This is a genomic window from Streptomyces sp. PKA51 (assembly GCF_057552455.1).
Genome location: NZ_BAAJPZ010000040.1, coordinates 1 through 15,175 on the forward strand (window position 1 = coordinate 1; position 15,175 = coordinate 15,175).

Below are 15,175 nucleotides of genomic sequence, written 5' to 3' on the forward strand. Positions count from 1 at the left end.
GCCCAAACGCCGCGCCACCAAGAAGTCCGGCTCCGCCCTGACCGGCGACACCCTCGCCTCCCCCATGCAAGGCACCATCGTCAAGGTGGCGGTGGAAGAGGGCCAGCAGGTCAACGAGGGCGACCTGATCGTCGTGCTGGAGGCGATGAAGATGGAGCAGCCCATCAACGCCCACCGCACCGGCACGATCAAGGGCATCACCGCCGAGGTCGGCGCCTCGATCTCCTCGGGCGCCGCGATCTGCGAGATCAAGGACTGATCGCACCAGGCGACCACTGGGGCCCGGCCGAGGCATCGGCCGGGCCCCCACTCGTTCGGCCCCACTGATGGCATCCTTGACCCCGCGGGGGCCGAGAGGGAGGACGGACGTACATGGCGACCGATACGGCGCGGACGTCACCACGACCGATGCGGGCGGACGCGCGACGGAACTACGAGCGGCTGCTCGCGGAGGCCCGTACGGCGTTCACCGAGCACGGCACGGACGCCTCGCTGGAGGACATCGCCAGGCGGGCCGGCGTCGGCATCGGCACCCTCTACCGGCACTTCCCCAACCGCACCGCGCTGATGAGCGCCGTCTTCCAGGGCGAGGTGGACGGGCTGCTGGCCCGCTCGCGCGAGCTGCTGGCCTCCCCCGAGCCGTGCCGGGCCCTGGTCGCCTGGCTGCGGGCCATCGTGACGCACGCCAGCACCTACCGCGGCCTGTCCCGGGCCCTGATGGCCGCACAGTCCGACAAGGCGTCCGCGATGACGCGGTGCAGCCTGCCCATGCGGGAGGCGGGCAGCGCGCTCCTCGCCCGGGCCCAGCAGGCGGGCGCCATCAGCCCGGACGTGGACATCGTCGACGTGATGCAGCTGACCAACGCCATTGCGCTGGCGGTCGAACAGTCCCCGGACGACCCGGGGTTGGCCGACCGCCTGCTCACGCTGACCCTGACGGGCCTGAAGGCCCGCCCCTGACGGCGCGCCCCGCCAGGGGCGCGGGGAACTGCGCGATCAGCCACGACGCGCCCGCGGACGGACTGCCGTGGGTGGCACCTCGGCTGCAGGCCGCCGGTGGCTGATGGCGCCCACGCGGCGGCAGCCGCAGATCGACACCGCCCCGCGCCCCTACGGGGCGCCTAACGCCGGCGTGGGGCCAGGTCGGCGACGCGTGCCGTCGCCTGGTCGCCCAGCGGCACGGCACCGCGCAGCTGCGCTCCGGGCGGCGCGCCGCCCCCGGGGCCGGGCGGCTGCCCGTGGCCCAGCGGGAGGCTGCGGCGCTGGCCCGGCAGGGGCGGGACGTCGCGCCGCCGGGCCGGGGCGACCCCCGCGTCGCCGTGGCCGCCGCCCGCGGAGCCGTTGCCGGTGCCGGGGCCGGCCACGGAGATGTGCACGCCCTGGTCGGCCAGGGCCTGCAGCTCGGTGGCCGCGCGGTCGTCGTGGGCGGGCGGCTCGTCGGTGACCAGGCGGGTGATCACGTCCGTGGGCACGGTCTGGAACATGGTGTCGGTGCCGAGCTTGGTGTGGTCGGCGAGCACCACGACCTCCGCCGCGGCCTGCACCAGCGCCCGGTCCACGCTCGCGGAGAGCATGTTGGACGTGGACAGCCCGCGCTCGGCGGTCAGCCCGCTGCCGGAGAGGAAGGCGCGGGAGACCCGCAGCCCCTGCAGGGACTGCTCGGCGCCGCTGCCGACCAGGGCGTAGTTCGAGCCTCTGAGCGTGCCGCCGGTCATCACGACCTCGACCCGGTTGGCGTGGGCGAGGGCCTGGGCGACGAGCAGGGAGTTGGTCACCACGGTCAGGCCCGGCACCCGGGCGAGCCGGCGGGCCAGCTCCTGGGTGGTCGTACCCGCGCCGACGACGACGGCCTCGCCCTCCTCGACGAAGCTCGCCGCGAGATCGGCGATGGCCGTCTTCTCGGCGGTCGCTAGATGGGATTTCTGCGGGAAGCCGGACTCCCTGGTGAAACCGCCCGGCAGCACCGCACCGCCGTGCCGGCGGTCGAGCAGTCCTTCGGCCTCCAGCGCCCGCACGTCCCGCCGTACGGTCACTTCTGAGGTCTGGACGACGCGGGCGAGCTCACGGAGCGATACCGCTCCGTTGGCCCGCACCATTTCGAGGATCAATTGGCGACGTTCTGCAGCGAACACGAAACCGACAGTAACGCCAACGTCCATCTGTTTTCAGCAGGTTGCAGCAATTAACGGAAGTTGTCCGTGCCGCAACCCGCCCAGTGGTATGAGGAGTGAGGTCCCGGGGGTCCCCGCTACGCCTCCCGCTGCGTCTTCCTCGTGTGCAACTGCCGTGCCACCTCGGCGATCGAACCCGACAGCGACGGGTACACGGTGAACGCATTGGCGATCTGTTCGACTGTCAGATTGTTGTCGACCGCGATCGAGATCGGATGAATGAGCTCGCTCGCCCGCGGCGCCACCACGACACCGCCGACGACGATGCCCGTACCGGGGCGGCAGAACATCTTCACGAATCCGTCGCGGATGCCCTGCATCTTCGCCCGGGGATTACGCAGCAGCGGAAGCTTGACGACCCGTGCGTCAATCAGACCGGCATCGACATCGGCCTGGGTGTACCCGACCGTCGCAATCTCCGGATCCGTAAATACGTTCGCGGATACCGTCTTGAGATTGAGCGGGGTCACCGCGTCGCCCAGGAAGTGGTACATCGCGATCCGGCCCTGCATGGCCGCCACCGACGCCAGTGCGAAGACGCCGGTGCAGTCGCCGGCCGCGTACACGCCCGGCGCGGTGGTGCGCGAGACCTTGTCCGTCCAGATGTGCCCGGAGTCCTTCAGCCGGACCCCGGCCTCCTCCAGCCCGATGCCCGCCGTGTTGGGGATGGCACCGACCGCCATCAGGCAGTGCGTACCGGTGATCACCCGGCCGTCGGCCAGCGTGACCTCCACCCGGTCGCCCACCCGCTTGGCGGACTGCGCCCGGGAGCGCGCCATCACGTTCATGCCGCGGCGCCGGAAGACGTCCTCCAGCACGGCCGCGGCGTCCGGGTCCTCGCCCGGCAGCACCCGGTCGCGGCTGGAGACCAGGGTCACCTTCGAGCCCAGCGCCTGGTAGGCGCCCGCGAACTCGGCACCGGTCACACCGGAGCCCACCACGATGAGCTCCTCGGGGAGCTCGTCGAGGTCGTAGACCTGCGTCCAGTTCAGGATGCGCTCGCCGTCGGGCAGCGCGTCGGGGATCTCTCGCGGGTGCCCGCCCGTCGCGATCAGCACCGCGTCGGCGACCAGCGTCTCCTCCGAGCCGTCCGCCGCGCGCACCACGACCCGCCGCGAGCCGTCCGCCGCCTGCTCCCCCTCCAGCCGGCCGCGGCCGCGCAGCACGCGACCGCCCGCACGGGTGACGGAGGCGGTGATGTCGTGCGACTGGGCCAGCGCCAGGCGCTTCACACGGCGGTTGACCTTGCCCAGGTCCACGCCGACCACTCCGGCGGCCCGCTCCAGCGGCGGGGTGTCGTCGGCGACGATGATCCCGAGCTCCTCGTACGAGGAGTCGAAGGTCGTCATCACCTCGGCCGTCGCGATGAGAGTCTTCGAGGGCACGCAGTCGGTCAGCACCGACGCCCCGCCCAGACCGTCGCAGTCGACGACGGTCACCTCCGCGCCGAGCTGGGCGGCCACCAGGGCCGCCTCGTAGCCGCCGGGTCCGCCACCGATGATCACGATCCGAGTCACGTACTCCATTGTCCCGCACCCATCAAAGCGGCTCCTTCCGGGGCTCCCCTTGCCGGATCCCACGCCGGATCCCGCGTCGGATCCACGCCGGATCCCTGCCGGATCCCTGCCGGATCGCCCGCCGATCCGTGCGAGCCTCGGCGAAAAGTTCCACGCGAACCCTCTTCGAGGTTGCCACCCCAAATGCCGTTCCGCCTCACTCCCGTACTCTCGGAACCATGTCGCTCTACGCCGCTTACGCCGGCAACCTCGACGCGCGGCTGATGTCCCGCCGCGCCCCGCACTCGCCGCTGCGCGGCACGGGCTGGCTCAACGGCTGGCGGCTCACCTTCGGCGGCGAGCAGATGGGCTGGGAGGGTGCCCTGGCCACCATCGTCGAGGACCCCGCCTCCCAGGTCTTCGTGGCCCTCTACGACATCGCTCCGATGGACGAGGAGTCGATGGACCGTTGGGAGGGCGTCGGCATGGAGGTCTACCGCCGCATGCGGGTGAGGGTGCACACTCTCGACGGTGAGGAAGCGGCCTGGGCGTATGTGCTCAACGGCTACGAGGGCGGCCTGCCCTCCGCCCGCTACCTCGGCGAGATCGCCGACGCCGCGGAATCCGCCGGGGCGCCGCACGACTACGTCATGGAGATCCGCAAGCGCCCGTGCTGACCGTGTGCCCAGCGTGACGGCCCCATTTCGTCACAAAACACAAAGCAACAATCGGGATACCGTCACCTGAGACATCTACGCGCGTAGGCGTCGACCGGTTACCCTCGTCCGCGTGAACGCTTCGCTTACCCCCGACATCCAGGCCGACCCGTACGCCGCCGCCGACGCCGCCGCCGCCCGCCTGCGCGAGCTCACGGGCGCCGAGACCCACGACGTCGCCCTGGTCATGGGCTCCGGCTGGGTTCCCGCCACCGAGGCTCTCGGTGCCCCCGAGATCGAGTTCCCGGTCACCGAGCTGCCGGGCTTCTCGGCCGCCGCCGTCGCGGGCCACGCGGGCACCGTCCGGTCGTACAAGATCAACGACAAGCGCGCCCTGGTCTTCCTCGGCCGCACCCACTACTACGAGGGCCGCGGCGTCGCCGCCGTCGTCCACGGCGTGCGCACCTCCGTCGCCGCCGGCTGCAAGACCGTCGTCCTCACCAACGGCTGCGGCGGCCTGCGCGACGGCATGCGCCCCGGCCAGCCGGTGCTGATCAGCGACCACATCAACATGACGGCGACCTCGCCGATCGTCGGCGCCAACTTCGTCGACCTCACCGACCTGTACTCGCCGCGCCTGCGCGCGCTGTGCAAGGAGGTGGACGAGACCCTGGAGGAGGGCGTCTACGTCCAGCTCCCCGGCCCGCACTACGAGACCCCGGCCGAGATCAAGATGGTCCGCACCCTCGGCGGCGACCTCGTCGGCATGTCCACCACGCTGGAAGCCATCGCGGCCCGCGAGGCCGGTGCCGAGGTCCTCGGCATCTCCCTGGTCACGAACCTGGCCGCGGGCATGACCGGCGAGCCCCTCAACCACGAGGAAGTCCTGCAGGCCGGCCGCGACTCGGCTGCGCGCATGGGCTCCCTGCTCGCGCAGGTCCTGCCGAAGCTCTGACCTTCCCGCTCCGCGCCGACAGGCCCCGCGCCTCCGGCGCGGGGCTTTTTCGCGCCGTCGGCGCGCCGTGGGTGGTGCGGCCCGGTGAGCCGGTTGCCCACGAACAGCTCGCAGCCGCCCGACCGCGGAAGGGGCCGGGGCGGGACGGGTCCCGGCAGGGGGCGTAAGGGTTATTTGCGGCGGCGTTCGGGGCAACCTGAACGGCTGACCGTTGCCGTAAACAACCCAGCCCCCAGAGGGGCCCGTCCCGCCCCGGCCCCGACCCACCGCGCACCATGCGCACCATGCGCACCAGCACCGCAAGCGCCCCCCGAACCCCTCCGGAGGAGACCCCGTGGAGCGAGACGACCTCATCGCCCAGGCCAGGACCTGGCTCGCCGAGGACCCCGACCCCGAGACCCGCGCCGAGCTCGCGGCGCTCATCGACGCCGGCGACCTCGCCGAGCTCGGCGCCCGCTTCGCCGGCACCCTGCAGTTCGGCACCGCCGGCCTGCGCGGTGAGCTCGGCGCCGGCCCGATGCGCATGAACCGCGCCGTCGTCATTCGCGCCGCCGCCGGTCTCGCCGCGTACCTCAAGAAGCAGGGCCACGGCCGGGGCACCGTCGTCATCGGCTACGACGCCCGCTACAAGTCGGCCGACTTCGCCCGCGACACCGCCGCCGTGATGGTGGGCGCCGGCCTGAAGGCCGCGCTGCTGCCGAAGCCGCTGCCGACGCCCGTCCTGGCCTTCGCCATCCGCCACCTCGGCGCCGTGGCCGGCATCGAGGTCACGGCCAGCCACAACCCGCCGCGCGACAACGGCTACAAGGTGTACCTCGGCGACGGCTCGCAGATCGTGCCGCCGGCCGACGCCGGCATCGCCGCCGAGATCGCGGCCATCGCCTCGCTGAACGACGTGCCGCGCGCCGAGTCCGGCTGGGAAACGCTGGGCGAGGACGACGTCGTCGGCGCCTACCTGGCCCGTACCGACGCCGTCCTGACCGGCGGCTCGCCGCGCGACGCGCGCGTCGTCTACACGCCGATGCACGGCGTCGGCCGCGACGTGCTGACCGCCGCGTTCGCCCGCGCCGGCTTCCCCGCGCCGACCGTGGTCGCCGCGCAGGCCGAGCCCGACCCCGACTTCCCGACGGTGGCCTTCCCCAACCCGGAGGAGCCGGGCGCGATGGACCTGGCCTTCGCCACCGCCCGCGAGGCCGCGGCGCGCGGCGAGGCGCCCGACATCATCATCGCCAACGACCCCGACGCCGACCGCTGCGCGGTGGCCGTCCCGGCCCCGGACACGGTCGAGGGCTGGCGCATGCTGCGCGGCGACGAGGTGGGCGCCCTGCTGGCCACGCACCTGGTGCACAAGAGCGCCCGCGGCACGTTCGCGACGACGATCGTCTCGTCGTCGCTGCTGTCGCGCATCGCCGCCGCCGCGGCCGGCGCGGGCTACGAGGAGACGCTCACCGGCTTCAAGTGGCTCTCCCGCGTGGACGGCCTGCGCTACGCCTACGAGGAGGCGCTGGGCTACTGCGTCGACCCCGACGGCGTGCGCGACAAGGACGGCATCACCGCCGCACTCCTGGTGGCGGAACTGACCGCGGAGCTCAAGGCGTCCGGGCGGACGCTGAGCGACCTGCTCGACGACCTCGCCGTCGAGCACGGCCTGCACGCCACGGACCAGCTGTCGGTGCGCGTCGAGGACCTGTCCCTGATCGCCTCCGCGATGCGCACGCTGCGCGAGCAGCCGCCGGCGGTGCTGGCCGGGCTGCACGTGGTCTCGGCGGAGGACCTCACGAAGGGCACCGAGTCCCTGCCGCCGACCGACGGCCTGCGGTACGCCCTGGCGGGCGACGAGGCGGGCAACGTGGCGGGAGCCCGGGTGATCGTGCGGCCGAGCGGCACGGAGCCGAAGCTGAAGTGCTACCTGGAGGTCGTGGTGCCGGTCGCCTCGGCGGCGGACCTCGGCGACGCGCGGCGCCGGGCGGACGAGGTGCTGGCGGGCCTGAAGACGGACATGGCGCGGGCCGCGGGCATCTGACGCGACGGCGTGCGCGCCTGACGGTACGGGAGGGCGGGGCCCCGCGGGCGAATGAGCCCCGGCCCCGCCCTCTCCCCATCCCGGAGCGGGGCTGCGCCCCGTAGGGGCGCGGGGCGGTGCCGATCTGCGGCTGCCGCCGCGTGGGCGCGACACGGCACCCCGTCCGCGGGCGCGTCGTGGCCGTTCGCGCAGTTCCCCGCGCCCCTGCGGGGCGCTAGCCCACCGCGGCGAGAGCGCAGAGCAGCACCAGCCCCACCGCGGCGGGCGCGATGACCTCGTACGCCCAGCGCACCGAGGGCGCCCCCTCGCGCGAAGCGCCCCGCTCCGCGAGCTCGCGGAGGTCGTCGATCGCCTGGTCCGAGGGCGCCCGCAGCGGCGCGGCCGTCGCCGATGCCCGCCCCGTCACGTCCGTGGCCGCATCCCGGGCCGCCGTGCGCGCGGCCCGCTTGCGCTGGCGCAGGGAGACGGGGATGGCCCACAGCTGGTACTTCGTGCCGCCGGCGAACACCTCGCTGGAGTAGCCGGCGCGTACGCCTTCGACGCACCCCCACGGCAGGGTGATCGTGCGGAAGGGGTTGCGGATGAGCAGGCGCTCCGTGCCGGCCCATACGGCGGGGCGCAGCGTGAAGGCGATGATCAGCGGCACCACGAAGATGAGGGCCGCGAGCGCGAGCCACGGCGTGTTGCCCGTGCCGCGCAGCATCGCGTCGCCGCCCAGCCAGGCGGCCAGGCCGAGCAGCAGGATGCCGCCGGCCATGCCCGCGGGCGAGCGGTAGGAGCGCTCGGCGGCGTCCGGGGCCTGGGGGGAGCTCGAGCTGGTCATGGGGCCGATTCTGCCCGACAGCAGGCGGGACGGACGTTGCGGTACGACAACGGCCGGGGCCGTGCCGATGTGCGGCTGCCGCCGCGTGGGCGCGACACGGCACCCCGTCCGCGGGCGCGTCGTGGCTTGTCGCGCAGTTCCCCGCGCCCCTACGGGGGCGCCCCCGTAGGGGCGCGGGGAACTGCGCGAACGGCCATCGACGGCCCGCAGCTGAACGCGCCGCCCCGGGGCCCCGGCGGAGCGCGGCTTAGGACGTGGCCTTCGTCGTCGCCGTCAGGTCGGCGTAGACGACGATGTTGTCGGGCCGGTGCCCGTCGCGCAGGTCGCCGCCGCAGGTGATGATGCGCAGTTCGGGGCGGGTGGTGTTGCCGTACACCTTCTGCGTGGGGAAGTTCTTCTTGTCGACCTGCTGCAGCTCGCGAACGGTGAAGGTGGCCGTGGAGCCGTCGGCGCGGGTGACGACGACGGGGTCGCCGGTCTTGATGCGGGCGACGTCCTTGAGGACGGCGGGGCCCTCGGCGGTGTCGTAGTGGCCGATGAGCACGGCCGGCCCGGTCTCCCCGGGCGTGACGCCCTTGTCGTACCAGCCGATGCGGTCGGCCTGGGCGACGGAGGGCACCTCGACGGTGCCGTCGTCGGTGAGTCCGAGGTCGAGGATCGGGCTCGCGTCGACGTCGGCCGCGGGCACCCGGACGCGTACGGGCTTGGAGGCGCCGAGCGCCGGGACGTCCGGGGCGGGCCGGGCCGCCGTGGTGGCGGAGACGTGGGCGCCGGCCTTGGGCACGTCGGAGCCGCCGCAGGCGGCGAGTCCGCCGCCGAGGGCGGCGACGAGCAGCCCGGACGTGGCGACCCGCCGGGCGCGGGAGCGGGAGAGCGGGTTCATGCGGGCTCCTGTCGGGCACTGAGGGCGGGCCGCCCGTCGAGGTGGCGGCCCGCCCGGGGTCCTGATGGCGCGGATCAGACGCCGGCGCGGTCCGCGCGGCGGCGCAGTACGGCGAACGCCACACCGGCGGCGCTGACCGAGGCGAGGGCGCCACCGGCGGCGAGCAGCGCGGTGTCGTTGCCCTCGCGCACGCCCTCGGCACCGGCGGCGACGCCGCCCTGCGGCATGACCTTGGTCTGGGCGGCGGCCGACACCGCGGACACCGTGCCGGTGGTGCCGCCGTTGGCCTTGACGCCGGTCGCGCCGGCACCAGCCTTGCCGTCCGCGGCCTTGGCCTTCGCCGGGAAGGCGTAGGACTTGCCGTTCACGAGCAGGACCGGGTGGGGGCCGTCGACGCCCTCCAGGCTCAGGTTCAGGCCCTCGACGGTCGCGCGGACGTTGTCGCGGTTGAGCAGCGCGGCCACGTGCTGGATGTACGGGTCACCGGGCTTCCAGTCCGGGCCGACGTTGCGGATCCACGCCTCGGCGCTGCCGTTGGCGGGGTCGTAGCGCAGGACCGCGACCAGGCCCTTGCCGATGGAGACCACCGTGCCCTCGAACCGGGCGGCTCCGCCGTTGTCCTTGTGCGCGGTGGTGCCGGCGCCCTGCCCCTGGGAGGAGGAGCCCGTCATGCGCGAGGAGACCTCGCCCGTGGTGGCGTCGAAGGTGACCACCATGGTGCCGACCTGCCGGATGACGACGCCGCGGGCGCCCTTGATGACGATGCGCTCGCCCTTGTGGACGATCTCCAGGTTGTAGGCCCCGCGGGCGGACTGGTAGACGTTCCCGCTGCTGCCGTCGCGCAGCTGCGCCACGAACCGCCAGGTGCCGAGCTCGTTGGCCTCCGCGTCACCGTTCTTGTCGTCCGCCGGCTTGGTCGCCGACGGCGCGGTGCTCGGGCTCGCCTTGCCCGTCTCCTTGCCGTTCTGCGCGGGAGCGCTCGGCTTGGCGGAGGGCTGGGCGCCGGTGGTCGGTGCGGTCGACGCCGCCGGAGCGGTCGGAGCCGTCGGCTCGGCCGGCTTCGTCGGCTTCGCCGCGGGGACGGTCGGCGTGGAGGCGCCCGGGTCCATGGCGAACGCGGCGGTGGCGGGCGCGAGAACGGCGGAGGCGAGTGCGGCGGAGGCGACGGCTGCACGCAGGGCGTTACGACGGCGCGGGAACTTGGACATGCTGGACTCCTGGCTGGTCGGGCCTGGTCGGTGGGAAGTTCGCATGCCGCTTCCCTCTTGATTCGGATGAGGCCGGAGAGGTCGGGCGGAGCTGCTGAAGAAAACACTAACGATCACCTGTGACCGATCTTTCGGGTTTTTGTCACGGAACATCAACAGCGATCGCCCGAAACCGACCGATCCGGACTGATCCCGGCCGGACAACGCGAAGCGGGCCGCTGTCCGAGGACAGCGGCCCGCTCACGGGTGGTTCAGGGTGTTCAGGAATGGGCGCCCACGGCGGCCCGGCGGCGGTGCAGCACCGCGAAGCCGAGGCCGGCCGCACCGGCGGCGGCCAGCGCGCCGCCGCCCGCGAGGAGGACGGTGTCGTCGCCCTGACCGACACCCTCCGCACCGGCGGCGACGCCGCCCTGCGGGGTGACCTTCGTCTGGGCACCGGCGGCCGACACGGTGCCGCTGCTGCCACCGTTGGCCTTGGCACCGGTGGCGGTGCCGGCGGTGCCGGTGTCACAGCCGGCGGGGAGCGCCGGGAAGTCGTAGGTCGAGGCGGGCTGGTCGCCGCCCTGCAGCTTCACCCACAGCTTCGGGTGCGAGGTGGAGGCGTCGATGATCTTGAAGCTGTCGCCCTGCTGCGGGTGCTTGCGGTCGAGCCAGCCGCCGAACTGCACGCCGTCGTGGTCCTTGAAGCCGGCCTTCGGACCCTCCTGGTCGTTCATGAGGACAGCGGTGGCGTCGGCGCCGACGACGACCTCCTTGACCACCCGGCACCGGGCGGCCTCCTCGCCGGCCTTGGTCACCGGGCCCTGGCCCGCACCGCCCCTGCCGTCACGGATCCTGACGCTGCCGTCGGCCGCGCGCACCGTGATGACCTGGTCGTCGTACACGACAGAAGCGTCCTTGCCGTTGGCGTCCACGATCTCGACGGACGCACCGGACGCGCTGTGGGGGGCAATACGCCCCTGGTAGTGGTTCGGGCCGATCTTGTAGACCCGCATGACGGCCCTGCCACGCAGCAGTTTGTGCGTGCCGACCAGTTCCTTGCCGTCGATGCCGTCGTAGGAACTGCCGTCCTTCTTCTCGACCTTCTCGGAGCCCGTCTTCACCGGAGCCGTCGGCTCCTTCCGGGCCTCGCCGCCCTTGACGGGGTCACCCTTCGCGGGAGTGGTCGGCTGGGCCGGGGCCGTCGGGTCGGCCGGCTTCGACGGTGCCGGGCGCGTCGGCTCCGCCGGCTTCGTGGCCGGGGCGCTGGGGACCGGCGAGGGTGCCGCCGGGTCCATGGCGAACGCGGCGGTCGCCGGTGCCAGGACGGCGGAGGCGAGCGCGGCGGAGGTGAGGGCCACGCGGACCGCGGCGGCGGTACGGCGGCGGCGCTGGGGAACAAAAGCTGACATGCTGGACTCCTGGCTGGTCGGGCCTGGTCGATGGGATTCGCATGCCGCTTCCCTCGCTTCGGGTGGGGCCGGAGAGGTCGGGCGGTTCTGCTGAGAACAACGTTATGGATCGGTTGTGATCGGACTTTCCGTCTTTTGTCACTGAACATCGACAGGAAGCGGAACCAACCGCGTCACATTTGATCAGTCGCCGATCAAATGTCGATCAAGGACAGGGGGATGACATGCGCTACGCGCGTAGATATGCTCATCTGGTGACCACGCAGGCTCAAACAACAGTCCCCTCATCCGGCAACGAAGCCGCTGAGCGACTGGCATCGATGGCGGACGTCACCGCCTCCGACGCCGCGCTGCGCCGCTTCCTGCACGGCCTGCCGGGCGTCGACCCGGTCGGGCTGGAGGCCCGCGCCGCGGCGCTGGGCACGCGCTCGATCAAGACGTCGGCGAAGGCGTACGCCATCGACCTGGCGATCTCCATGATCGACCTGACGACCCTGGAGGGCGCGGACACCCCGGGCAAGGTCCGGGCGCTGGCCGCCAAGGCCCTCAACCCCGACCCGACCGACCGCGGCACCCCCCGCACCGCCGCCGTCTGCGTCTATCCCGACATGGTGGCCACCGCGGCCGAGGCCGTGCGCGGTTCGGACGTGAAGGTGGCCTCCGTCGCCACCGCCTTCCCCGCGGGCCGTGCGGCCCTGCCGGTGAAGCTGGCCGACACCCGGGACGCGGTCGCCGCCGGGGCGCACGAGATCGACATGGTGATCGACCGCGGTGCGTTCCTCTCCGGCCACTACCTGAAGGTCTTCGAGGAGATCAAGGCCGTCAAGGACGCCTGCCGGCGCGAGGACGGCTCCGCCGCCCGCCTGAAGGTCATCTTCGAGACCGGCGAGCTGTCGACGTACGACAACATCCGCCGCGCCTCCTGGCTGGGCATGCTGGCCGGTGCCGACTTCATCAAGACCTCGACCGGCAAGGTGGCCGTCAACGCCACCCCGGCGAACACGCTGCTGATGCTGGAGGCCGTGCGCGACTTCCGCGACGCCATCGGTGTCCAGGTCGGTGTGAAGCCGGCCGGCGGCATCCGCACCACCAAGGACGCGCTGAAGTTCCTGGTGCTGGTGAACGAGACCGTCGGCGAGGAGTGGCTGACCAACGAGTGGTTCCGTTTCGGGGCCTCCAGCCTGCTCAACGACCTGCTGATGCAGCGCCAGAAGCTGAGCACCGGGCGCTACTCCGGTCCCGACTACGTGACGGTGGACTGACCATGGCTTTTGAATACGCACCGGCGCCCGAGTCGCGCGCGGTCGTCGACATCGCCCCGTCCTACGGGCTGTTCATCGACGGCGAGTTCCGCGAGGCGTCCGACGGCAAGGTCTTCAAGACCGTCTCGCCGTCGACCGAGGAGGTCCTCTCCGAGGTCGCGCAGGCGTCCGCCGAGGACGTCGACGCGGCGGTGAAGGCCGCCCGCAAGGCGTTCGAGAAGTGGTCGGCGCTGCCGGGCTCCGAGCGCGCCAAGTACCTGTTCCGGATCGCCCGGATCATCCAGGAGCGCTCCCGTGAGCTGGCCGTCCTGGAGACGCTCGACAACGGCAAGCCGATCAAGGAGACCCGCGACGCGGACCTCCCGCTGGTCGCCGCGCACTTCTTCTACTACGCGGGCTGGGCCGACAAGCTGGAGCACGCCGGTTTCGGGCCGGACCCGAAGCCGCTGGGCGTCGCCGGCCAGGTCATCCCGTGGAACTTCCCGCTGCTGATGCTGGCGTGGAAGATCGCCCCGGCGCTGGCCGCGGGCAACACGGTCGTGCTCAAGCCCGCCGAGACCACGCCGCTGTCGGCGCTGTTCTTCGCGGACATCTGCCGTCAGGCTGGCCTGCCGAAGGGTGTCGTCAACATCCTCACGGGCGACGGCTCGACCGGTGCCGCGCTCGTCGGGCACGAGGGCGTCGACAAGGTGGCCTTCACCGGCTCGACCGCGGTCGGCAAGCAGATCGCCCGTACCGTCGCGGGTACGGACAAGAAGCTGACCCTGGAGCTGGGCGGCAAGGGCGCCAACATCGTCTTCGACGACGCGCCGATCGACCAGGCGGTCGAGGGCATCGTCAACGGCATCTTCTTCAACCAGGGCCAGGTCTGCTGCGCGGGCTCCCGCCTGCTCGTCCAGGAGTCGATCCAGGACGAGCTGCTGGACGCCCTCAAGCGCCGCATGTCCACCCTGCGCGTGGGCGACCCGCTCGACAAGAACACCGATGTGGGCGCGATCAACTCCGCCGAGCAGCTGGCCCGGATCACCGAGCTGGCCGACAGCGGCGTCGCCGAGGGCGCCGAGCGCTGGGCCCCGGCGTGCGAGCTGCCGGGCAACGGCTACTGGTTCGCCCCGACGCTCTTCACGAACGTCACCCAGGCGCACCGCATCGCCCGCGAGGAGATCTTCGGGCCGGTGCTGTCCGTGCTGTCCTTCCGCACGCCCGCCGAGGCCGTTGCGAAGGCCAACAACAGCCAGTACGGGCTGTCGGCGGGCATCTGGACGGAGAAGGGCTCGCGCATGCTGGCGGTCGCCGACAAGCTGCGTGCGGGCGTCGTCTGGGCCAACACGTTCAACAAGTTCGATCCGACTTCGCCGTTCGGCGGGTACAAGGAGTCGGGCTTCGGTCGCGAGGGCGGCCGGCACGGTCTGGAGGCCTACCTCGATGTCTGAGCGCCTTAGCGTTTTCAAGACCTACAAGCTGTTCGTCGGGGGCAAGTTCCCCCGGTCCGAGAGCGGGCGGGTGTACGAGGTGACCGACTCCAAGGGCAACTGGCTCGCCAACGCCCCGCTGTCCTCGCGCAAGGACGCCCGGGACGCCGTCGTCGCGGCCCGCAAGGCCGTCGGCGCCTGGTCGGGTGCGACCGCGTACAACCGCGGTCAGGTCCTCTACCGCGTCGCCGAGATGCTGGAGGGCCGCCGCGACCAGTTCGTGGCGGAGGTCGCCGACGCCGAGGGCCTGTCGAAGGCCAAGGCCGCGGCCCAGGTGGACGCCGCGATCGACCGCTGGGTCTGGTACGCCGGGTGGACCGACAAGATCGCCCAGATCGCCGGGGGCGCCAACCCCGTCGCCGGGCCGTTCTTCAACGTCTCCGCCCCGGAGCCGACCGGTGTGGTGGCCGTCGTGGCGCCGCAGGACTCCTCGTTCCTGGGCCTGGTCTCCGTGATCGCCCCGGTGATCGCCGGTGGCAACACGGTGGTCGTCGTCGCGTCCGAGAAGGCGCCGCTGCCCGCGCTGTCGCTGGGCGAGGTGCTGGCCACGTCCGACGTGCCCGGTGGCGTCGTGAACATCCTCTCCGGCAAGGCCGCGGAGATCTTCCCGTCGCTCGCCGCGCACCAGGACGTCAACGCGATCGACCTGGCCGGTGCCGACGCCGCCCTGGCGAAGGAGCTGGAGGTCGCCGCCGCGGACAACCTCAAGCGCGTCGTCCGTCCACAGGCTGTGGACTGGTCCGCCGACCCGGGCACCAAGCGCCTGCTGGCCTTCCTGGAGACGAAGACCGTCTGGCACCCCACGGGTTCGCTGGGCGCGGGCGGTTCGTCCTAC

At 72.5% G+C, this 15,175-nt stretch carries 14 protein-coding genes; 8 read left to right on the plus strand and 6 right to left on the minus strand.

The genetic code is table 11. The features are described from left to right. On the plus strand, window positions 1-259 hold a 259-nt coding region (locus AC27L3_RS29110; RefSeq protein WP_487237052.1), incomplete at its 5' end, for an acyl-CoA carboxylase biotin carboxyl carrier protein subunit. Between the two features lie 113 nt (window positions 260-372). Next, window positions 373-960, plus strand: a complete 588-nt coding sequence (locus tag AC27L3_RS29115) for a TetR/AcrR family transcriptional regulator (protein ID WP_487237053.1) — start codon at window positions 373-375, stop codon at window positions 958-960. Window positions 961-1,121: 161 nt separating this feature from the next. On the opposite strand, the gene AC27L3_RS29120 is transcribed toward AC27L3_RS29115, so the two are convergent. Then, window positions 1,122-2,096 (minus strand): DeoR/GlpR family DNA-binding transcription regulator, encoded by a 975-nt coding sequence (locus AC27L3_RS29120; protein WP_487237062.1) that lies wholly within the window; start codon window positions 2,094-2,096, stop codon window positions 1,122-1,124. A gap of 152 nt (window positions 2,097-2,248) precedes the next feature. Then, window positions 2,249-3,697: an NAD(P)H-quinone dehydrogenase gene (locus AC27L3_RS29125; protein ID WP_365969515.1), complete on the minus strand. Its 1,449-nt coding sequence runs from the start codon at window positions 3,695-3,697 to the stop codon at window positions 2,249-2,251. 209 nt (window positions 3,698-3,906) lie between these two features. Here AC27L3_RS29125 and AC27L3_RS29130 point away from each other — a divergent pair, with 209 nt between their 5' ends. The 3 genes from AC27L3_RS29130 to AC27L3_RS29140 all read left to right on the plus strand — a co-directional run bounded on the left by AC27L3_RS29130 (window position 3,907) and on the right by AC27L3_RS29140 (window position 7,301). Further along, on the plus strand, window positions 3,907-4,344 hold the full coding sequence (locus AC27L3_RS29130) for a gamma-glutamylcyclotransferase family protein (protein WP_344432850.1): 438 nt from the start codon (window positions 3,907-3,909) through the stop codon (window positions 4,342-4,344). 112 nt (window positions 4,345-4,456) lie between these two features. Then, window positions 4,457-5,278 (plus strand): purine-nucleoside phosphorylase, encoded by an 822-nt coding sequence (locus AC27L3_RS29135; protein WP_344432848.1) that lies wholly within the window; start codon window positions 4,457-4,459, stop codon window positions 5,276-5,278. 334 nt (window positions 5,279-5,612) lie between these two features. After that, window positions 5,613-7,301, plus strand: a complete 1,689-nt coding sequence (locus tag AC27L3_RS29140) for a phospho-sugar mutase (protein ID WP_487237054.1) — start codon at window positions 5,613-5,615, stop codon at window positions 7,299-7,301. Window positions 7,302-7,515: 214 nt separating this feature from the next. Here the strand turns inward: AC27L3_RS29140 and AC27L3_RS29145 are convergent, their stop codons facing one another. The 4 genes from AC27L3_RS29145 to AC27L3_RS29160 all read right to left on the minus strand — a co-directional run bounded on the left by AC27L3_RS29145 (window position 7,516) and on the right by AC27L3_RS29160 (window position 11,606). Continuing rightward, entirely contained in the window at window positions 7,516-8,124 is a 609-nt protein-coding gene (locus tag AC27L3_RS29145; protein WP_487237055.1) for a PH domain-containing protein, read from the minus strand. A gap of 247 nt (window positions 8,125-8,371) precedes the next feature. Continuing rightward, entirely contained in the window at window positions 8,372-9,007 is a 636-nt protein-coding gene (locus tag AC27L3_RS29150) for a class F sortase (protein WP_487237056.1), read from the minus strand. A gap of 74 nt (window positions 9,008-9,081) precedes the next feature. Continuing rightward, on the minus strand, window positions 9,082-10,215 hold the full coding sequence (locus AC27L3_RS29155) for a hypothetical protein (RefSeq protein WP_487237057.1): 1,134 nt from the start codon (window positions 10,213-10,215) through the stop codon (window positions 9,082-9,084). Window positions 10,216-10,475: 260 nt separating this feature from the next. Next, window positions 10,476-11,606 (minus strand): hypothetical protein, encoded by a 1,131-nt coding sequence (locus AC27L3_RS29160; protein WP_487237058.1) that lies wholly within the window; start codon window positions 11,604-11,606, stop codon window positions 10,476-10,478. Window positions 11,607-11,926: 320 nt separating this feature from the next. Between AC27L3_RS29160 and deoC the strand changes: the two genes are divergently transcribed. From deoC to AC27L3_RS29175, 3 genes are all read left to right on the plus strand, one after another. After that, on the plus strand, window positions 11,927-12,868 hold the full coding sequence (gene deoC, locus AC27L3_RS29165; RefSeq protein ID WP_487237059.1) for a deoxyribose-phosphate aldolase: 942 nt from the start codon (window positions 11,927-11,929) through the stop codon (window positions 12,866-12,868). A 2-nt stretch (window positions 12,869-12,870) separates the two neighbouring features. After that, window positions 12,871-14,301 (plus strand): aldehyde dehydrogenase family protein, encoded by a 1,431-nt coding sequence (locus AC27L3_RS29170; protein WP_487237060.1) that lies wholly within the window; start codon window positions 12,871-12,873, stop codon window positions 14,299-14,301. Next, the coding region (locus AC27L3_RS29175; protein ID WP_487237061.1) for an aldehyde dehydrogenase family protein at window positions 14,294-15,175 on the plus strand (882 nt) is incomplete at its 3' end. The genes AC27L3_RS29170 and AC27L3_RS29175, both read left to right, overlap by 8 nt.